Origin of the sequence: Microbacterium sp. ZW T5_56, assembly GCF_044987425.1 — a bacterium.
Taxonomy (GTDB): domain Bacteria; phylum Actinomycetota; class Actinomycetes; order Actinomycetales; family Microbacteriaceae; genus Microbacterium.
The window spans coordinates 15,021-33,760 of record NZ_JBJDRI010000025.1; the positions used below are offsets into that span (position 1 = coordinate 15,021).

Genomic DNA, 18,740 nt, shown 5'->3' on the forward strand with positions numbered 1-18,740 from the left:
GTTTTCCACCGCGCGCGGGTCGAGGCGAGGTCTCAGACGGATCTGACCACCCTCGGTATGGCACGCTGAGCGGATGCGACGGATGATCAGTGAGCTCCTCGATCTCGTCGTGCCTTCCGCCTGTGTCCGGTGCGACGCCGACGGGCCCGCACTGTGCGACGCGTGCATTGCCGAGCTGAACCGCCCGGGTCCGGCGCGGCGCGGCACCGCCGGTGGGACCGCGGTGTTCAGCGCCTGGCGCTGGGAGGACGCGGCGTCGGTGATGCAGGCGTACAAGGCCGGCCAGACCCCCTGTGCTCGCGCTCTCGGCCAGGCCCTGCACCACGCGGTCGATGCCGTCATCGCGGAAGCGCGCGAACGCGGCGATGTCGGGACGGAACCGATCGCGCTGGTGCCGATTCCGTCGTCCGCGCGTTCGTATCGTCGGCGGGGATTTCACCCGGTGGAGCTGATGGCACGGCGCGGGGAAATGCCCGTAGTCCGTGTGCTTCGCCACGCTCGGCGCGTTGCCGATCAGCGCGGGCTGGGACGGCGCGACCGGGCCGCCAACATGGTGGGTGCCTTCGCGGTGCACGGGGTGCTGAGACCGGGGTGCCCGGTGGTGCTGATCGACGATGTGGTCACCACCGGCGCAACACTGGATGCCGCGGCGGCTGTTCTGCGGTCGAGGGGAGCGCGTGTTCTCGGGGCCGCCACGGCTGTCAGCGCAGACCGAGATGACACACCGGCAAATGACAGGTGACATGTCGGCGTGCGGGGGATACGGTGGACGACAACTAAGCGGCTGGGTCCGCCCGCCCCGTGGGCGGACCGGACAAGGAGGTCAGAGATGGAAATCAACTTCGCTGGTGTTGGCGTGGGGATCTCGGACCGGTTTCGCGAGGTGGCCGAAGAGAAGGCCGCCCGCGTCGGGACGCTTGCGCCACGGGCGCAGCACCTCGATGTGAAAGTCACCCATCACGCCTACAAGCAGGGCCGGATGGACGACGAGACCGTTGAGCTCACTCTGGTGGGCAAGGGCCCGGTGGTACGGGCCGAGGCGACGGACGCCGATAAGTTCGTCGCGCTCGATCTCGCGCTGGACAAGCTCGCCGAGCAGATCCGACGCGTGAAGGGCAAGCGCATCGAGGCGCGGGATCATCCGCGTGGTGCGCATTTCCAGAAGGGCGAGGGCCTGACCGGCATCGACCTGCAGCCCGCCTCGGTGGAGGTGCTCCGATCGGTCGCCACGGGCGAGATTCCGATCATCACCGGCAATGAGGACGAGCCCGACTACTCACCGGTAGTCATCCGCACGAAGCGGTTCGAGGCGGAGTGGATGAGCGTCGAGGACGCCGTGGATCGGATGGAGCTCGTCGGTCACGACTTCTTCCTGTTCGTCGACGCGCGAACCGATCATCCGTCCGTGGTCTATCGCCGCAAGGGCTGGGACTACGGTGTGATCTCTCTCACAACGCTCGCCCAGCCCGCAGTGGCGGCGCAAGTGTCCTGACCCGATCATGACGAAGGGGCTGTGCAGCAACCGCTGCACAGCCCCTTCGTCATGAAGTCCGCGTTTCAGTCGTGAACTCCGCGTTTCAGTCGAAGATGTCTCCGATGATGCCGCCGAGGATCGCGCCACCGATGAGCCCGCCGAGCATGTCGCCGCCCGACATCCCACGCCCGCCACCGCGCGGGCCGTCCCAGCGGTCGTCCGGGCGGGAGGAGTCGATGTCGCGCTGGGCGAGCTGCAGCGCCTGCGATGCGAGGCTGCCGGTGCGACGGGCGAGCACGAGTGCCTGCTCGCGGGTGTCCTCGGGCTCGATGAGCTGGTCGATGTCCTGACGCAGCCGCTCCGCCTCGGCGAGGCGGGTCCGCGCGTCCGCGCCGATCCATCCGCGGTGGCCGGAGATCACGTTCTGGGCGACGGCCAGCTGCCGGTCGGCGTCATCAACGGCGTGACGGACGGTGGCGACGGGCGGAAGAGGGCGCGCTGCGCGCTCCACGGCCTTCGCGATCGCCTCGTCGAGTGCGCTGTTGGCCTCGCGCAGTACCGAAAGCTCAGTGAAGGGATCGGTGCGCGTGCCTGCTGCGGGCAGGGTACGCAGGGCGGCGTCGAGTTCGGTCGCCGCCGCGGTGACGGCCGGCGAGCGCGGCGCGGTGCGTGCCCGGATGAGGTCGCCACGGGAATCGGCGATCACGTCGGCGAGGGTGGACTCGGCACGCATGGCCTCGAGCTCGAAGTCGTCGATGCCGTCGAGGATCGTGGTGGCGCGGCGGACTGCCTCCGTGGCGGTCTCGAGCGCGAGATTGGCTTCTTCGTTACGACCGGCCTCACGACGCCGCGCAGAGACATTGGCACTGTGCGAGGCGAAGGCCAGCAGGTTCTCGATTTCGTCGGCACCGTTTCGGACCTGGCGCATGGCGTCATCGTTGTAGCGCAGCTCGAGGCGGGCGATGACCTCCTTCGCCGCCGGCACGCGCTCGCTGAGGGCCACGGTGTCGCGGCGCACACCCTCGATGATCTGCGGCGCACGGCGCACCAGCTCGATGCGGTCCTGCAGAGCGGAGGTGCGCTCATCGAGCACGGACTCCGCCCACTCGCAGAGTTGGATGATGCGGGCGTTGCGCGTGCGCGTCTCCTCGACGGTGTCGGGGATCTCGTCGTGGTTCAGCTGGTTGAGCTGGTACGCCTCGCGCAGGTGGGTTCGTACGGCGGTCAGGGCTTCGGAGAGCGGGCCGACGGCCTTCTCACCCAGTTCTGCGCGCGCGAACTCCAGCTCATCGGTCGTGACACGAATGCGCTCGTCCGCGGACACGAGGGCCGCGCCCGCGCGTCGGGCGAGATCCGCATCCGCCGCGTCCTGAGCTTCTTGTTCCTCGCGCCTGCGTTTGCCCCAGAAACCTGCCATGCAATGATCCTAGGTCGGCGATGCCGTGGGTGCGCTGCGGGTTCGCTCAGCGCGCACTGGTGCGCAGGCGTGAAGAAGCGCTCAGCGTTCGAGTTCGGCGCGAATCAGCTCGGTGATGTCGATCGGCTCGGTCGGCGGCAGCATGAGCGCCGCGGGATCGATCGGGGTCGCCAGGGTGAGTGTGGCGGGAATCTTGCTGGGCATCGGTCCATGCTCCTTCGATACGTCATCGTCTGGTGTCGGATGAGGACTGCTTCATAGGGGTATGTCCGCTCGGGGCCGAAAGGTCTCACTTTCGGGAGAACTTTTCTCGGATCGGGTGATGACGGTGCGGCGGGTGAGGTCGGTGCCGCGGGGGAGGATCAGCCCGGCCACCACCGCCGTCAGGTGCGCAAAGCCCGCCACCGGGGTGCCGATCCACAGCAAGCGTTGTCGTGCAAGAGGATCGGCTGATTCGTGCTGTTCATGCTCATTTCGTCATCGGATGTGATCGATCAGGCCCGCGACTTGGCGGGACGTCCGCGCTTCGGCCGCTCGGTGGACAGCTCCAGCTCCAGGGCGTGCTGCGGGTGCAGACGCAGACGCTGCTCGGTGTGATCGAGCCAGCGTGCTTCGGCCTCCGTCTGGAAGATCATCGAGTCGACGACCAGGGACCACGCCAGCTCTTCGGGGGAGTCCGGCGCGGCTCCGGCGTACTTCGCGCGGTTGAGTTCCTGCAGCTGGGAGAGGGTGGCGCGCCGCTGGGTCTGGATCACGGCGGTCACATCGACACCGGGAAGCGTGGCTGCCACGGCGAGCTTGATGGCGAGTTCGTCACGCGTGCCCCCGCTGCGCTCCACCGGAGACGACAGCCACGCCCCGACCTCCGCGCGACCTGCGTCGGTGATCTCCCAGAACACGTGGCCCTGATCGTCAGCGTCGCCGCGCTCGACCAATCCATCCCGCTCCAGGCGCTCCAGGGTGTTGTAGATCTGGCCCACGTTGAGCGGCCAGGTCGAGCCGGTGCGCCGATCGAACTCGGAGCGCAGCTGATATCCGTAGCACGGACCCTGATCGAGGATGGCAAGAAGACTCTGGCGGACCGACATCGTGACTCCAAAAGGTTTCCGAGTATCTAATTTCTGAGTATATGTATATCGAGAAATCAGATACTGCGCAACTATTTCCCGACGCCTAGCCTGAACATATGCCTGTCACCCGGACCACCACATGGACAGCCGCAGGAATCCTGCTTCTGGGAATCGGACTGGTCGCGGCTCTCTCCGCGATGCTCGTTCCGGCCGGCGCCGACTCGCTCTCCGCCCTCGTCATCACGGTGGCGGCAGCGCTCGCGGTGGTGGCCCTCGCGGTCGGACCGGGATCCCTTCTGCGCGGCATTCCCGGGGTAATCGGTGCGTTCGTCATCGCCGTCCTGCCGGTCGTCGCGGTGATCCTGCAGATCGTCGGGGTGCACTCGGTGCCACTTTTCCTGATCGTCCAGCTCATGATCGTCATCGGCGGAGTGCTGCTCGTGGCGGACCTGACCCGTGCCCGCCCCGCGCGGCCGTTCACGATGACTGTCGGCGTCGCGTGGGTGCTCGGTCTTGCGCTCGTCGCCGCGGCGGCGGGCTGGACGAGCCGGGGAGGATCCTTTCTCATTCCCGGACCGGTCGGCGTTCTCACCGGATCGTGGGTTCTCGCGATCGCCTCGCTCCTGCTCGGCGTGGCTCTGCTGGGCGCTGTTCGCATGATCGCCCTGAGCGAGCAGAGCGCGTATCCAGGAGCCTCAGAGGTCACGGACCGATAACATGGGCGAATGTGCCGTCGAAAGGCGACACCGGCGCGAGCATGCGCACGATCCGATGGATGGAGACGACTCCCGTGGTGAACCCGATCGAGAAGCTGCTTCGTGCGGGTGAAGGACGCATCCTTCGCCAGCTGAAGCGAGTGGTCAACGCCGTCAACGCGCTCGAAGATGAGTACAGCAAGCTCACCGACGAGGACCTGCGTGGCGAGACCGCACAGCTGCGCGCTCGCTACCAGAAGGGCGAGACGCTCGACAACCTGATGGCGGAGGCCTTCGCCGCCGTTCGCGAGGCGTCCAAGCGCACCCTCGGCCAGCGTCACTATGACGTGCAGATCATGGGTGGCGCAGCCCTTCACCTCGGCAACATCGCCGAGATGAAGACCGGTGAGGGAAAGACGCTCGTCGCCACACTCCCCGCGTACCTCAACGCGATCGCGGGGGAGGGCGTGCACGTCATCACGGTGAACGACTTCCTCGCCACCTACCAGTCCGAGCTCATGGGTCGCGTGTTCCGCGCCCTCGGCATGACCACGGGTGTCATCATCTCGGGCCAGACTCCTGCGGTGCGTCGCGAGCAGTACAACGCCGACATCACGTACGGCACCAACAACGAGTTCGGCTTCGACTACCTGCGCGACAACATGGCGTGGCAGAAGGAAGACCTCGTCCAGCGCGGTCACTTCTACGCGATCGTCGACGAGGTCGACTCGATCCTGATCGACGAGGCCCGTACCCCGCTCATCATCTCCGGCCCGTCCTCGGGTGAGGCGAACCGCTGGTTCACCGAGTTCGCACGCATCGCGCGCACGCTCGAGCCCGAGGTCGACTACGAAGTCGATGAGAAGAAGCGCACGGTCGGTGTCCTGGAGCCGGGTATCGAGAAGGTCGAGGACTACCTCGGCATCGACAACCTGTACGAGTCGGCCAACACGCCGCTCATCTCGTTTCTCAACAACTCGATCAAGGCGCTCGCCCTGTTCAAGCGCGACACCGACTACGTCGTGATGAACGACGAGGTCATGATCGTCGATGAGCACACCGGTCGAATCCTCGTGGGTCGTCGTTATAACGAGGGCATCCACCAGGCCATCGAGGCCAAGGAGGGCGTGCCGGTCAAGGCCGAGAACCAGACCCTCGCCACCGTCACGCTACAGAACTACTTCCGTCTGTACGACAAGCTCTCCGGCATGACCGGTACCGCCGACACCGAAGCGGCCGAGTTCATGTCCACGTATCAGCTGGGCGTGGTGCCGATCCCGACCAACCGCCCCATGGTCCGCAAGGACCAGCCGGATGTGGTCTACAAGAACGAGCAGGCGAAGTTCACGCAGATCGTCGAGGACATCGCGGTTCGCTACGAGAAGCAGCAGCCGGTGCTGGTGGGCACGGTCTCCGTCGACAAGAGCGAGTACCTCTCGCGTCTGCTGGCCAAGAAGGGCATCAAGCACGAGGTCCTCAACGCGAAGAACCACGCGCGTGAGGCCGAGATCGTCGCTCGCGCCGGTCGCCTGGGTGCGGTCACCGTCGCCACCAACATGGCTGGTCGTGGAACCGACATCATGCTCGGTGGCAACGCCGAGTTCCTCGCCGTACAGGAGCTGAAGTCGCAGGGACTGGACCCGGTGGAGACGCCGGACGAGTACGAGGCAGCCTGGGACGACGCGTACGCGGCAATGAAGAAGCAGGTCGAGGAGGACGCTGCCGCTGTTCGCGATGCGGGTGGCCTCTACGTCCTCGGCACCGAGCGCCACGAGTCGCGCCGAATCGACAACCAGCTGCGCGGTCGTGCCGGACGTCAGGGAGACCCGGGTGAGTCCCGGTTCTACCTCAGTCTCACCGACGACCTCATGCGTCTGTTCCAGAGCGGGTTCGCCGAGTCGATGCTGCAGCGCTCGAACCTGCCCGACGACACCGCGATCGAGATGGGTGTGGTCACTCGCGCCATCAAGTCGGCTCAGTCGCAGATCGAAGCGCGTAACGCCGAGATCCGCAAGAACGTGCTGAAGTACGACGACGTCCTCAACCGTCAGCGCGAGGCGATCTACGCCGATCGTCGTCACATGCTCGAGGGCGACGACATCAAGGACCGCGTCGCGCACTTCGTAGAGGACGCGATCGGCAGCATCGTGGACGAGCACACTCAGGCCGGGCACACCGAGAGCTGGGACTTTGACGCGCTGTGGACCGAGCTGAAGACGCTCTACCCCGTCGACGTCACGATCGACGAGGTCGTCGCCGAGGCCGGCGGCTCCAAGGGGCGGATCAGCCAGGACGGTCTGAAGCGCGAGCTGCTCAGCGACGCGCAGATCGCCTACCAGCAGCGCGAGGAGAAGCTCGGCGAGGCCGCGATGCGTGAGTTGGAGCGTCGCGTCGTGTTGCAGGTGCTTGACCGCCGCTGGCGGGACCACCTGTACGAGATGGACTACCTGAAGGACGGCATCGGCCTGCGGGCCATGGCGCAGCGTGATCCGCTGATCGAGTATCAGCGCGAGGGCTACGCGATGTTCCAGTCGATGATGAGCTCCATCAAGGAGGAGGCCGTCGGCTTCCTGTTCAACCTCGAGGTCGAGGTGCGTCCCGCCGAGGACGGCGAGGTCACCCAGGTGCAGGCGAAGGGGCTGCAGAGCCCGGACGACAACAGCGCGAAGCTGGAGTACTCGGCGCCGGGTGAAGCTGGAGACGTCGAGGTTCGCAACGACAAGGGCCAGGTGCAGCAGGCGGCCACCGATCGTGTGCGTCGCGCAGCCGCCGCGGCCGCCGCGACGGACGCTCCCGAGGCCGAGCAGCCGGCCGAGCGCGGCGCGTTCGGACAGAAGGTGCAGCCCGGTCAGGGACAGCCTGGTCAGGGCGGTGCGGCCAACCGCGCCGAGCGCCGGGCACAGGGCAAGAAGCGCTGACGCTGCAACACTGTGACGACGAAGGCCCAGGAGCGATCCTGGGCCTTCGTCATTCTCACTCTGCGGGGGCGTTCACGAACGCCATGTCCGGGTCAGGGTTCCACGCCACCTCCCAGCGGAAGTCATCGGGATCGGAGAAGTAGCCGGAGTAGCCGCCCCACACCCGGTGTTCGCCCGACGTGACGCGGGCACCCGCGCGCTCAGCATCCGCGAGGACCGCGTCCACGGCTGCAGGGGAGGCGACGTTGTGCGCGAGGGTGAGCGGGGCGGCGCCTTCCCCGCGACGAAGAGGACCGACCTCGGCCTCGAAGCCGGCTTCCGTCCAGAGGGACAGCATGAGGGCCGGCCCGACGCGGAACATCAGGACGTCCTCCCCGCGGAAAGCCGGAGTCCATCCGAGCCCGTCGACATAGAAGTTCGCCGCACGATCGAGATCGGCAGTGGCAAGGGTGATGAAGCTCACGTGCTGGTGCATGGCGTCATCCTGCCACTGGCCTCCGACACCGGACAGTCCACCAGCGACCGAGTGGACGGTCGGGACCACCCTGTGGGTGGGACTACCCTTGGGACATGAACCCACTCCGTCCGCTGGATCAGTCCGCCAAGCTCAAGAACGTCCTCTACGAAATCCGGGGGAACGCACTGATCGAGGCGGCGCGTCTGGAGGCGGCAGGGCATCCGGTTCTGAAGCTCAACACGGGCAATCCGGCTGTATTCGGTTTCGAGGCTCCGTACCAGATCGTCCGCGACATGATCGCGGCCATCCCGACCGCCCACGGCTACACCGAGAGCCGGGGCATCCTCTCCGCGCGTCGCGCGATCGTCAGCCGTTACGAGCAGGTGCCCGGCTTCCCGCACGTCGATCCGGATGACGTGTTCCTGGGCAACGGCGTCTCCGAGCTCATCACGATGGTGATGCAGGCTCTGCTGAACGAGGGTGACGAGGTGCTCATCCCAGCACCGGACTACCCGCTCTGGACGGCGATGACGTCGCTGTCCGGAGGCACGCCGGTGCACTACATCTGTGACGAGCAGAACGAGTGGAATCCCGACCTCGAGGACATCCGCTCCAAGATCACGCCGAAGACCAAGGCGATCGTCATCATCAACCCCAACAACCCCACCGGCGCCGTCTACAGTCGCGAGACGCTGGAGGGCATCATCCAGATCGCGCGGGAGAACTCGCTGCTGGTGCTGAGCGATGAGATCTACGACCGCATCCTGTTCGACGACGCCGAGCACATCCCGACGGCCACCCTCGCGCCCGATCTGCTCTGCCTCACCTTCAACGGCCTCTCCAAGACGTACCGGGTGGCGGGCTACCGCTCGGGCTGGATGGTGATCACCGGACCGAAGAAGCACGCCGCGGGGTTCCTGGAGGGCGTCAATCTGCTCGCCTCGACCCGTCTCTGCCCGAATGCGCCCGCGCAGCACGCCGTGCAGGCTGCCTTGGACGGCGTGCAGACCATTGACGCGCTCATCGCGCCCTCGGGACGGCTGCACGAGCAGCGCGACGTGACCTGGGAGGGGCTCAATGCGATTCCCGGGGTGTCGTGCGTGAAGCCACGGGGGGCGCTCTACGCCTTCCCGCGTCTGGACCCGGAGGTTCACGAGATCCATGACGACGCACGGTTCGTCTACGATCTCCTGGTCGCCGAGCACATCCTGCTGGTGCAGGGAACCGGGTTCAATTGGGCGACACCGGATCACTTCCGGGTCGTGACTCTGCCCGAGGCCCGTGTTCTGGGAAACGCGATCGAACGCATCGGCAACTTCCTGTCCAGCTACCGGCAGTGATCGCTGACGCATCCTGACGTTCGAGGGCCGGTCTCCAGAGTGGAGACCGGCCCTCTGGACTCAGATCGAGCCCACGATGCACCGGAGCGGATTGGGAGCGCTCCGATGCGAGTGCGGGTTCGCGGCCCGCTTTCTTCTCAGGGGGAGAAGCACTAGAGGAGGGCGATGGACACGGCGCGCCAGCGTCGGTCGAACCCCTCGAGTCGGATGGCGATCGCGCGGGTGCGGGTGGGGGTGGCCACGACCACGACACCCTCCACCACGCCGTCGGCGGGACTGGTGTGCCGCACGCACAGAATTTGCTGGTGCGGACGCGCGGCGGCGACACCGCGCGCGCTGCGTGCCCGGGTGGCGAGGCCCACGCGGGTGACGACCGAGAGGAACGCCTCCTGCGACAGCCAGCGGGCGAGCTGGTCCACATCGCGGACGCCGGCGAGCGATTCGAGGACCCCCACGGTGAGATTCCGCAGCAGCACGGCAGGATCGGGAAGGTCGACGGTACTGGTGCGCTGCGGAGCGAAGAACTCCGTGATCTCTACCGTGCTCGCGCGTTGCAAGGCGCGGACAGCTCCGGTCCCCCTGGCCATGATTGTCCCCTAACAGCGTGGGGACTCTGCGGCTCCTTCAGCGTTGCACGACGGAGTCGCGCGATACGACGATGACCACAGAGTTGGGGTCAGGAAATCCCGGTTTGTGAGCGAGATCTCATTTAGATATGCATCGTGAACAGGGAAAAAGGAGCCCGGCGACGACGCTGTGAGAGCCTCCTGGGGAGAGCTCGCGGGGCGTCGGACGGGCTCGCGCTAGAGTCGCGCGGGTGCGATGGGATGACTTCTTCGAGGACCTGGAATCGCAGCTCGACGCCGAATGGGAGTCGGAGCGTGCGGCACTGAACACCGAGACCGAGAGACTGCGTGTGGCGCGCCTGGCGTTGCGTACGCGGTTGTCATCCCTGATCGCCGAAGGCGCCGTCATCACGGTGCGCGCGGCGGGCGTGAGCGGGTCCGGTCGCCCCGTCGGAGTCGGATCCGACTGGCTGGCCGTCGTCACCGATGACAGCGGCGAACGTGCCCGGACGGATGGCTCAGCCCCTGTTCAGCGCAGTGGCGATGTGTGGGCGGCAGCAGCGAACGGAGACGGTCTGGCGCTCTACCCGCTGGGCGCGATCCGCACCGTGCAGGCGGAACATGCGGCGATTCTCCGCTCCGCGCTCCCGATGCCCGCGGACGAATTGAGCGGCCGCGTGGTCTTCGGCTTCCTCATGCGCGACCTCGCGCGTCGCCGTCGAGCCGTCACAGTTCGGCTGGTGGACGGCGAGATCCTGCACGGAACGATTGATCGGGCGGGATCCGATCACCTCGACCTCGCCATGCACGAGCCCGGTCGTCCGCGGCGGGCGAGTGAGGTACGCGCGCACGTGATGGTCCCGTTCGCGGCCATCGGCCAGGTGCGCACCGTCGGATCGAGCGTGTGACAGGAGCCTTGGGCACCTCAGTCGCGCCGGACGACGCCCCACATCTCGGGGAAGCTGGCGGTATCGGACTGTCGCCACAACGCAATACGCCGGGCCTCCTCGCGCTGCTCGTCGAGGTAGTCGACGATGGATGCCTCTTCGATGCGCCACTGGTGGCTGGCTCCCATGCGTGCTCCCCGCAGGCGACCCTGGTGTACGAGCGCGAGAACATCGTCCACCGTGAGATCCAGGAGTTCTGCAACCTGCGCCGGCGAGACGTGGCGTCCGGGGGCGCTGAGGTCGGGCATGAGTCGATTATGACGCGTGGGGAACATATTCTGAAGGCGATCTTGTGAGTGTGGATAATCACTGACCCGCGTGACGCTCCTCGACGCGGTGCTGTGGAAAGTCTGCACCCTCGTTCGGCACGCGTCTGACAACATCGCGGACATGTCCAGCCGCCGCGCCCGCTTCTTCTCCGATGCTCGCTTCTTCATCGGCGTCGCCCTTGTCGTCGCGTCGGTCGCTGCGGTGTGGGGGGTTGTCTCCGCGACGAGGACCACCGTCGGTGTTGCCGCGGCCGCGGGGACTCTGCTTCCGGGGCAGGTGATCGGATCGGGCGACCTGCAGAGCACGGAGGTCATGCTCGGCGCCGCCTCCGAGCGCTATCTCTCCGTTTCCGATGTGCCGCCCGGCAGTGTGGTGACGCGAGTGATCGAGCAGGGGGAACTGGTGCCGCGCGACGCGCTGGCGCCAGAGGGATCCGCGCAGCTCACCACCGTCGTGATTCGCAGCGCCGTGGAGGTCGCCTCGGGCGTGCGTGCGGGCAGCACGGTGGATGTGTGGGTGGACAACGCAGTCGAGGATGACCCCGAGCCGCCCCGCGTGCTCGTCTCCGATGCGGTTGTCGTGTCGGTGCGCACGGACGACGCGATGGTGCGCACCGCTGCCGCCGTGATCGAGATCGTGGTGCCGCGTGATGCGGTGCCGGAGGTGCTCGCTGCCGTGTCCGCGGGCAGTGAGCTGTCCGTGATCGCCGCCGCGGGCGGTGGCTCGTGAGCACGGTGGCTGTCTGCCTCCCGCCGTCTGTGGCGCGCCCGCTCTGCGAGGAGTTGGAGGCAGTCGGCGAGCGCGTCGTCGTGTTGGGTCCGCTGCAGATCGGCTCTCCCGATGCGCTCACCGGCGTGGACGCGCTGGTGCTGCTGGCGGATCCGCGCCAGTTGGACGGTGCGCTGCTCGCGCGCTGTGACGCCGCGCGCGTCCGGGTCGTTCCGGTCGCGATGGATGATGCCGGCGCCACCCTGGCGGCTCGCCTGGGCGTTGTGCCCGTGCGCGAGATCACCGCACGCGCCGTGCTCGCCTCGATCGCCGCCATTCCGGGTCCGCTGGTCTCGCCACACAGCGACGTGATCGCCGTGTGGGGTCCGCCGGGTGCGCCGGGGCGATCCACTCTCGCGATCGGCCTGGCCACCGAACGGGCACGCGGCGGGAGGGAGGTGGCGCTCATCGACGCGGACAGCCACGCTCCGGCGGTGGCCGCCATGCTCGGGCTGGCAGAAGAGGCGCCGGGGCTTGCCGGGGCATGTCGACAGGCGGCGCGACACTCGTTCGATGAGGCAGAATACTCCCGGATCCGCGACCTAGTGCCGGTCGGCACGGGGGCGCTGGCGGTGCTGTCCGGAATCAATCGCCCGTCGCGGTGGCCCGAACTGCCCGCCGACCGGATGCGGTCGGTGATCGATGCCGTGGCGCGATGGAGCGAACAGGTCTTCATCGACACCTCGGCGCTGATCGAGCAGGACGAGCAGATCGTGAGCGACCTGGACGACGGCCCGCGAAGGAATGCCGCCACCATCGCCGCACTGCAGCGAGCGGACCGGATCATCGCGGTGTGCGCGGCGGACCCGATCGGCGTCGCGCGTTTCGTTCGGGCAGTCACGGAGCTGCGGGAGCTGACGCCGGGGACTCCGATCACCGTGGTGGTGAATCGTGTGCGCGCCCGCGCCATCGGCATCGACGCTCGTGGTCAGCTGCGTCGCACGCTGGAGCGATACACGGAGGCCACGCAGATCCACTTCATCCCCGACGATGGCTCGGCGGCCGACCGGGCGGTGCTGCACGGCCAGCCCGTGAGCATCGCCGCCCCGCGCTCCGCACTCACCGCCGCCGTCCGCCGAATCGCCGGGCTGCTGGATGCTCCGGGCGCTGCCAGGGGGCCGTCACGTCCTCGCGAAGCGCGACGACGTGCGACACGGACTCGGGGAAGTGCGCGCAGAAGCCAATAGGCTTGCGGAGTGTCGACACTCAGTGATCTCGTCTACCTGCAGGGCCGCGCCGATGAAGCGGACGTGGAGTGGCTCCATCGTCTCGCCGGCGACGGGCAGCTCCTCGCCGACCTCGCGTCGGCGGACATCGTGATGTGGGTGCCGACGCCCGAGGACTCGTTCGTCGCCGTCGCGCACACGCGGCCGGGAGGCGCGGCGACGCTGTTCTACCGCGACATCGTCGGCGACAGTGTGCGCCCCCAGTGGTACGCGCAGATCAAGGAGAGCTTCCAGACCGCCACCATCGTCGACTCGTCGTCGCCGGAGTGGTTCGAGGAGGTGCCCACTCGCGTGCGGGCCGTGCCGATCGTGCGCACCCGACCCGTCGTGGGGGAGCGACGCAACGTCATCGGCATCCTCACCCGGCACACGAACCTTGGTGAGGCGCGGACGCCCTCGCGTCAGCAGATCACCTTCAACGAGTGCGCCGACGACCTGTTCTCGATGATCTCCACCGGCGACTTCCCCGACCTGGACGCGCCGACCGCTCCGCGACGTGGCGCGCCGCGCGCCTCCGATGGACTGGTCCGGCTGGACGTGGACGGCACCGTCACGTTTGCGAGCCCCAACGCGCTGTCTGCCTTCAACCGCATGGGATTCGACGACGAGCTCGAGGGCGAGAGTCTGGTCGAGGTGGTCGCAGAGATCCTCCCCACCGGTCGCGAGGTGGATGAATCGCTGCCGGTGGTGATGACCGGACGTGCCCCGTGGCGCTCGGACATCGAGGCACGCGGTGTCACCGTGTCGATGCGCGCCGTGCCTCTGAAGAACAATGGCACGCGCATCGGGGCGATCATCCTCTGCCGCGATGTGTCGGAGCTTCGTCACCAGGAGCAGGAGCTCATCACCAAGGACGCGACGATCCGCGAGATCCATCACCGGGTGAAGAACAACCTGCAGACGGTGTCCTCGCTGCTGCGCATCCAGGCCCGCCGGACGCACTCCGAGGAGGCGCGAGATGCGCTCACTCAGGCGATGCGTCGAGTGGCGTCGATCGCCATCGTGCACGACACCCTGGCCAGCGGCCTCACCCAGAACGTGAACTTCGATGAGGTCTTCACCCGTGTGCTGAAGCTGGTCGCGGAAGTGGCCGCCGGCGCGGGTACGCGCGCTCGCACGCACGTCACAGGCAAGTTCGGCAGCCTGCCCAGCGAATACGCGACGCCGCTCGCGCTGGCTCTCACCGAGCTCGTCACGAACGCCGTGGAGCACGGCCTTGCGGAGCAGGATGAGGGCGTGGTCGAGATCATCGCCGAGCGCGACGAAGAGCATTTGGAGGTACGCGTGCGCGACGACGGCAGTGGGCTGCCCGAGGGGCAGGTCGGTCAGGGCCTCGGCACGCAGATCGTGCGCACACTGATTCAGGGTGAGCTGTCCGGCTCCATCGACTGGCACACCCTCACCGGCTCCGGCACCGAGGTGACGATCGACATCCCGCTGAAGTGGATCCGCGCGGACAGCTGATTCCTGAACGTCGAACACCCCCGGTCAATGACCGGGGGTGTTCGACGTTCAGGGTAGTGGTCGCCTCAGGAGGCGCGGCGGGCTCGGGCTGCGCGACGCTTCAGGGCGCGGCGCTCATCCTCGGACAGGCCGCCCCAGACACCCGAGTCCTGACCGGTCTCGAGGGCGTACTGCAGGCAGATCTCGGTGACGGTGCATCGAGCGCACACCGCCTTGGCCTTCTCGATCTGATCCACGGCGGGACCGGTGTTCCCGACGGGGAAGAAAAGCTCAGGGTCGACCGTCAGGCAGGCGGACTTATCGCGCCAATCCATGCTTCGTGCTCCTTGTAGATGGGTGTGGGGCTTGGGGTGACGCACGAGTGCGGTGTTTACCCCGGGTGGGTTGGATACCCTGTGTATATACGAGCAGAGCGCTCGTCCCACGCCGCTGTGGGAGCACACGGCACTGATAATGCTTCCATGGATCCCCGGGTGAATCAAGGGTTAATTGCTTGTCACAGTCAGGTTTCGGGAATGAGTCGGCGCAGTGGAGGCACCGATTCGCGCCGGTCGTATCCGACGCGACGGTCGAAGTGATGAAAAAGGACGGCGCAGCACCCATGACGATCCCCGAGCGAGTCTCGCCACGTTCGCCGTCGACCACTGTCGCCGCGGCGATCATCGTCGCCCTCGAAGGGCTGGTCACACTGGTGCTGGCCGTCATCGAGGTCGGTGCCATCCTCGCGGGTGACACCGCGGAGCTGGTGAGCGCTCTGGCGCTGCTGGTGCTCACGATCGTGCTGGGCGCCGGCATCCTGGCTTTCGCCGTCGGCATCCTTCGCGGCCGCACATGGGGGCGGTCGGGTGGCATCGTGACCCAGGTGCTGGTGTTCGCGGTGGGACTCGGTGCCAGCACGGGACCGGCACCGCATCCGCTGATCGGCGCGTGGCTGATCATCCCCGCGATCATCGGATTCCTGCTGATCATCGTGGCCACGCGCCGCAGCCCGGACCGCAGTCATGAGCCTGTTGACGCCGACGAAGACGACGGTGCCGACGCGGAGAGGCCGACCCGCTGAGCCCCGTGGGCGTCAGTCGGCGAGGCCGAGGATGCGCATGATGCGGGCCACGTGGCCCGTGGCGCGCACGTTGTACAGCGCCTCGCGGATGATGCCGTCGGCGTCGATGATGAATGTCGATCGGATGACACCCTCGTAGGTGCGACCGTAGTTCTTCTTCTCACCCCACGTGCCGTACAGGTCCATCACCGCGTGGTCGGGGTCGGCCAGCAGGTCGAACGGCAGGTGGTCGCGCTCGTGGAATCGCTCCAGCTTCGCGACGTCGTCGGGGGAGACGCCGAGCACCGTGTAGCCCGCGGCCTGCAACGGCGCGAACGAGTCACGGAAGTCACACGCCTGGGCGGTGCACGCGGGGGTCATCGCCGCGGGGTAGAAGTAGAGCACCACGGGCCCGCCGCGCAGCGAGCTGAGGGTGATCGGGGTGCCGCTCTGGGTGGTGAGGGTGAAGTCGGGGGCGGGGGTACCGGATTCCAGGCGCAGCGTCATGGTCCCAGCCTAGGCTCGCCCGCTGGCAGGACGCGAAACGCGGACGATCACGGCCCGAGAGTGACGCCCGCCGAGACTCAGGACTCGAACGTGGCGAGCAGTCGCTGCAGCGAATCCAGACGCGCACTGCCGGCGGGGCCGAGCTCACCCTCGGCTTCGGCTTCGTTCAGCGCACAGTCCGGAGCATCGGGAAGGTGTGTGCAGCCACGCGGGCAGTCCTCTGCGATCTCCGCGAGGTCGGTGAACGCGGCGAGGATGTTCGCGGTGTCGACATGGCCGAGGCCGAAGGAGCGGACGCCCGGGGTGTCGATGACCCAACCCGTGCCCTCAGCGCCGTGAAAGCGCAGCTCCACCGTGGAGGAGGAGGTGTGCCGGCCACGTCCGGTGACATCGTTGACATGTCCGGTGGCGCGCCCGGCGCTCGGCACGAGCGCGTTGATGAGCGTCGACTTGCCGACCCCCGAGTGGCCGACGAACACGGTGGCGTGTCCGACCAGGGCGGCGCCGATCTCGTCGAGGGGAACCTCGCCGCGCGCGCTGCGGAACACGCGCAGGTCCGCCAGCGTCTCGAAGTGCCGCAGGAAATCGGTCGGGTCGGCGAGATCCGTCTTGGTGACCACCAGCAGGGGGCGCACACCGGCGTCGAGAGCCGCGACCAAGTAGCGGTCGACCAGTCGTTCGCGCGGTTCCGGGTCGGCAGCGGCCACCACGATGAGCATCTGATCAGCATTGGCCACGATGACCCGCTCGACCTGATCCGTGTCGTCCGCACTGCGCCGCAGCAGAGACGTGCGCTCCACGATCCCCACGATCCGCGCGAGCGTTCCGGTATCGCCCGTGCGATCGCCGACCACGCGCGCGCGATCGTTGGTCACGATCGGGGACTTTCGCAGCTCGCGCGCGCGAGTGGCCGTGACGGTGCGCTCGTCGTTGGTGTCCTCATCCAGCAGGACGCTGTAGCGGCCGCGGTCCACGCCCAGGACGCGACCGATCGTCGCATCCTCGTGGGCCGGACGTCGCTTGGTGCGCGGCCGATTGGCCTTCGGGTTCGGGCGAACGCGAAAATCGCTCTCGTCGAACTCGTCCTCGTCGTCGTCGAAGTCTCCCAGCCAGCTCACGCGGCGGCATCCTCCGGGGAATCCTCGCGCGGGGCGAGCATGAGCTCCCACAGGGCGGTGAACTGCGGCAGGGTCTTGGCGGTGGTGCCGATGTCGTCGATCGTGATGCCGGGGACCGCGAGCCCCAGCAGGGCGCCTGTCGTCGCCATGCGGTGATCGTGATAGGCCTTCCACGTCGCGCCGTGCAGCGGAGCCGGCGTGACGATGATGCCGTCCGGAGTCTCCTCGGCACCGCAGCCGATCGCCCGCAGCTCAGCGACCAGGGCCGCGATGCGGTCGGTCTCATGGTCGCGGATGTGGCCGATACCGCGGAACGTGCTGACACCATCCGCGAGGGCGGCGAGACCCACCAGAGTCGGAGCCAGTTCGCCCGCCGCGGTGAGATCGAGGTCCACCGCGCGGATCGGCCCGGTGCTCGTGACCGTGAGCGCGCCACCACGCCGGGTCGCGCGTGCGCCGAACTGCGGAAGGATGTCGGTGAGCAGCGCTCCAGGCTGCGTGGAGCGCGCCGGCCAGCCGGTCACGGTCACCGAGCCGCCGGTCACGAGAGCTGCCGCAAGAAATGGTGCCGCGTTCGACAGGTCCGGCTCGATCGCCACGTCCTTGCCGCGGATCGCTCCGGCGGGCACCACCCAGTCAGTGGGCGAGGTGCGCTCGACGTGCACGCCACGGTGCGCCAGCACATCGATCGTCATCTCGATGTGCGGGATGGACGGCAGACGCTGACCGGAGTGGCGGAGCTGAAGACCGACGTCGAACCGGGCCGCGGCGAGCAGCAGTCCGGACACGAACTGGCTGGAGCGCGATGCGTCGATCACGATCTCCCCGCCGCGGATGTGGCCATGGCCCACAACGGTGAACGGCAGGGACCAGCGGCCACCGTCATCGATGTCGACCCCGACATCGCGCAGGGCGCTGATCATCTCGCCCATCGGACGGTGCAGCGCCGACTCGTGGGCGGTCACCGTGACCTCGCCGGTGGCGAGTCCGGCCAGCGGGGTGAGGAAACGCATCACAGTGCCAGCCTGGCCGCAGTCGACCGTGGTGCCGGCGGACAGCGTGCGCGGCGGCGTGATCTGCAGATCCGGCCCGAACGGCCCGCTGGCCTCGATCTCCTCGATCTCGACGCCGAGGGCGCGGAGACCCTCGATCATGCGTGCGGAGTCGTCGGAGTGCAGGGGGGAGCGCAGGTGACTGGGGCTGTCCGCCAGAGCCGACAGAATCAGCTCTCGATTGGTGAGGGACTTCGACCCGGGCACGCTGAGAGTGGCGTGCACCGGCGCGTCTGCGACCGGTGCCGCGTATGCGCCCTGGGGTGCTGTTGCGGTAGCGAGATCGATCTGTGCACTCATCGGCTCCACCCTACTTGGCCGCACGGAATCGGACGAATATGTCAGCTACATACCGCGCAAGCGGAGCGGTGGGGAATAGGCGCCGCGCCGCGCCGGTTGCACCCGATGTGAG

General features: G+C 67.6%; 20 protein-coding genes. 10 read left to right on the top strand and 10 right to left on the bottom strand.

Annotated elements, in window-relative coordinates:
- Positions 1 to 82 precede the first annotated feature (82 nt).
- Positions 83 to 742: a ComF family protein gene (locus ACI3KU_RS12715; RefSeq protein ID WP_404922671.1), complete on the top strand. Its 660-nt coding sequence runs from the start codon at positions 83 to 85 to the stop codon at positions 740 to 742.
- Between the two features lie 87 nt (positions 743 to 829).
- The gene (hpf, locus tag ACI3KU_RS12720) at positions 830 to 1,492 is read left to right on the top strand and encodes a ribosome hibernation-promoting factor, HPF/YfiA family (protein WP_404922672.1); all 663 of its coding nucleotides are present in this window, start codon (positions 830 to 832) and stop codon (positions 1,490 to 1,492) included.
- An 85-nt stretch (positions 1,493 to 1,577) separates the two neighbouring features.
- Here hpf and ACI3KU_RS12725 read toward each other — a convergent pair whose 3' ends face one another.
- The 3 genes from ACI3KU_RS12725 to ACI3KU_RS12735 form a co-directional block, all read right to left on the bottom strand.
- The gene (locus tag ACI3KU_RS12725; protein ID WP_404922673.1) at positions 1,578 to 2,891 is read right to left on the bottom strand and encodes a hypothetical protein; all 1,314 of its coding nucleotides are present in this window, start codon (positions 2,889 to 2,891) and stop codon (positions 1,578 to 1,580) included.
- 81 nt (positions 2,892 to 2,972) lie between these two features.
- Entirely contained in the window at positions 2,973 to 3,095 is a 123-nt protein-coding gene (locus ACI3KU_RS12730; protein WP_404922674.1) for a hypothetical protein, read from the bottom strand.
- Between the two features lie 290 nt (positions 3,096 to 3,385).
- A complete protein-coding gene (locus ACI3KU_RS12735) occupies positions 3,386 to 3,979 on the bottom strand; it encodes a PadR family transcriptional regulator (RefSeq protein WP_404922675.1) in 594 nt (197 codons plus the stop codon).
- A 98-nt stretch (positions 3,980 to 4,077) separates the two neighbouring features.
- Here ACI3KU_RS12735 and ACI3KU_RS12740 point away from each other — a divergent pair, with 98 nt between their 5' ends.
- Both ACI3KU_RS12740 and secA read left to right on the top strand, forming a co-directional pair.
- Positions 4,078 to 4,677 carry a hypothetical protein gene (locus ACI3KU_RS12740; RefSeq protein ID WP_404922676.1) on the top strand — a complete coding sequence of 200 codons (600 nt, stop codon included), beginning with the start codon at positions 4,078 to 4,080 and terminating at the stop codon, positions 4,675 to 4,677.
- A 59-nt stretch (positions 4,678 to 4,736) separates the two neighbouring features.
- On the top strand, positions 4,737 to 7,574 hold the full coding sequence (gene secA, locus ACI3KU_RS12745) for a preprotein translocase subunit SecA (RefSeq protein WP_404922677.1): 2,838 nt from the start codon (positions 4,737 to 4,739) through the stop codon (positions 7,572 to 7,574).
- A 55-nt stretch (positions 7,575 to 7,629) separates the two neighbouring features.
- Here the strand turns inward: secA and ACI3KU_RS12750 are convergent, their stop codons facing one another.
- Positions 7,630 to 8,049 carry a VOC family protein gene (locus ACI3KU_RS12750; RefSeq protein WP_404922678.1) on the bottom strand — a complete coding sequence of 140 codons (420 nt, stop codon included), beginning with the start codon at positions 8,047 to 8,049 and terminating at the stop codon, positions 7,630 to 7,632.
- 95 nt (positions 8,050 to 8,144) lie between these two features.
- On the opposite strand from ACI3KU_RS12750, the gene ACI3KU_RS12755 reads away from it, so the two are divergent.
- Positions 8,145 to 9,371: a pyridoxal phosphate-dependent aminotransferase gene (locus ACI3KU_RS12755; RefSeq protein ID WP_404922679.1), complete on the top strand. Its 1,227-nt coding sequence runs from the start codon at positions 8,145 to 8,147 to the stop codon at positions 9,369 to 9,371.
- A 152-nt stretch (positions 9,372 to 9,523) separates the two neighbouring features.
- Here the strand turns inward: ACI3KU_RS12755 and ACI3KU_RS12760 are convergent, their stop codons facing one another.
- A complete protein-coding gene (locus ACI3KU_RS12760; protein ID WP_404922680.1) occupies positions 9,524 to 9,958 on the bottom strand; it encodes an Rv3235 family protein in 435 nt (144 codons plus the stop codon).
- A gap of 230 nt (positions 9,959 to 10,188) precedes the next feature.
- On the opposite strand from ACI3KU_RS12760, the gene ACI3KU_RS12765 reads away from it, so the two are divergent.
- Positions 10,189 to 10,845 (top strand): hypothetical protein, encoded by a 657-nt coding sequence (locus tag ACI3KU_RS12765; RefSeq protein ID WP_404922681.1) that lies wholly within the window; start codon positions 10,189 to 10,191, stop codon positions 10,843 to 10,845.
- A 17-nt stretch (positions 10,846 to 10,862) separates the two neighbouring features.
- On the opposite strand, the gene ACI3KU_RS12770 is transcribed toward ACI3KU_RS12765, so the two are convergent.
- A complete protein-coding gene (locus ACI3KU_RS12770; protein WP_404922682.1) occupies positions 10,863 to 11,132 on the bottom strand; it encodes a helix-turn-helix domain-containing protein in 270 nt (89 codons plus the stop codon).
- 70 nt (positions 11,133 to 11,202) lie between these two features.
- On the opposite strand from ACI3KU_RS12770, the gene ACI3KU_RS12775 reads away from it, so the two are divergent.
- Genes ACI3KU_RS12775 through ACI3KU_RS12785 form a run of 3 tightly spaced genes read left to right on the top strand, consistent with a single transcriptional unit; the run spans position 11,203 to position 14,612 of the window.
- Positions 11,203 to 11,883, top strand: coding sequence for a hypothetical protein (locus tag ACI3KU_RS12775; protein ID WP_404922683.1), 681 nt, complete (start codon positions 11,203 to 11,205; stop codon positions 11,881 to 11,883).
- On the top strand, positions 11,880 to 13,109 hold the full coding sequence (locus tag ACI3KU_RS12780; protein ID WP_404922684.1) for a CpaE family protein: 1,230 nt from the start codon (positions 11,880 to 11,882) through the stop codon (positions 13,107 to 13,109). The genes ACI3KU_RS12775 and ACI3KU_RS12780 overlap by 4 nt, the downstream gene beginning before the upstream one ends.
- Positions 13,110 to 13,118: 9 nt before the next feature.
- Positions 13,119 to 14,612 carry a sensor histidine kinase gene (locus ACI3KU_RS12785; protein WP_404922685.1) on the top strand — a complete coding sequence of 498 codons (1,494 nt, stop codon included), beginning with the start codon at positions 13,119 to 13,121 and terminating at the stop codon, positions 14,610 to 14,612.
- Between the two features lie 65 nt (positions 14,613 to 14,677).
- Here the strand turns inward: ACI3KU_RS12785 and ACI3KU_RS12790 are convergent, their stop codons facing one another.
- The gene (locus ACI3KU_RS12790; RefSeq protein ID WP_023955350.1) at positions 14,678 to 14,926 is read right to left on the bottom strand and encodes a WhiB family transcriptional regulator; all 249 of its coding nucleotides are present in this window, start codon (positions 14,924 to 14,926) and stop codon (positions 14,678 to 14,680) included.
- Positions 14,927 to 15,213: 287 nt separating this feature from the next.
- Here ACI3KU_RS12790 and ACI3KU_RS12795 point away from each other — a divergent pair, with 287 nt between their 5' ends.
- Entirely contained in the window at positions 15,214 to 15,672 is a 459-nt protein-coding gene (locus ACI3KU_RS12795; protein ID WP_404922686.1) for a histidine kinase, read from the top strand.
- A gap of 12 nt (positions 15,673 to 15,684) precedes the next feature.
- Here ACI3KU_RS12795 and bcp read toward each other — a convergent pair whose 3' ends face one another.
- From bcp to aroA, 3 genes are all read right to left on the bottom strand, one after another.
- Complete coding sequence (gene bcp / locus ACI3KU_RS12800; protein ID WP_404922687.1) at positions 15,685 to 16,158, bottom strand: thioredoxin-dependent thiol peroxidase; 474 nt, start codon at positions 16,156 to 16,158, stop codon at positions 15,685 to 15,687.
- Between the two features lie 77 nt (positions 16,159 to 16,235).
- Complete coding sequence (gene rsgA, locus ACI3KU_RS12805) at positions 16,236 to 17,276, bottom strand: ribosome small subunit-dependent GTPase A (protein WP_404922688.1); 1,041 nt, start codon at positions 17,274 to 17,276, stop codon at positions 16,236 to 16,238.
- Positions 17,273 to 18,628, bottom strand: coding sequence for a 3-phosphoshikimate 1-carboxyvinyltransferase (aroA, locus tag ACI3KU_RS12810; RefSeq protein WP_404922689.1), 1,356 nt, complete (start codon positions 18,626 to 18,628; stop codon positions 17,273 to 17,275). The genes rsgA and aroA overlap by 4 nt, the downstream gene beginning before the upstream one ends.
- Positions 18,629 to 18,740: the final 112 nt, after the last annotated feature.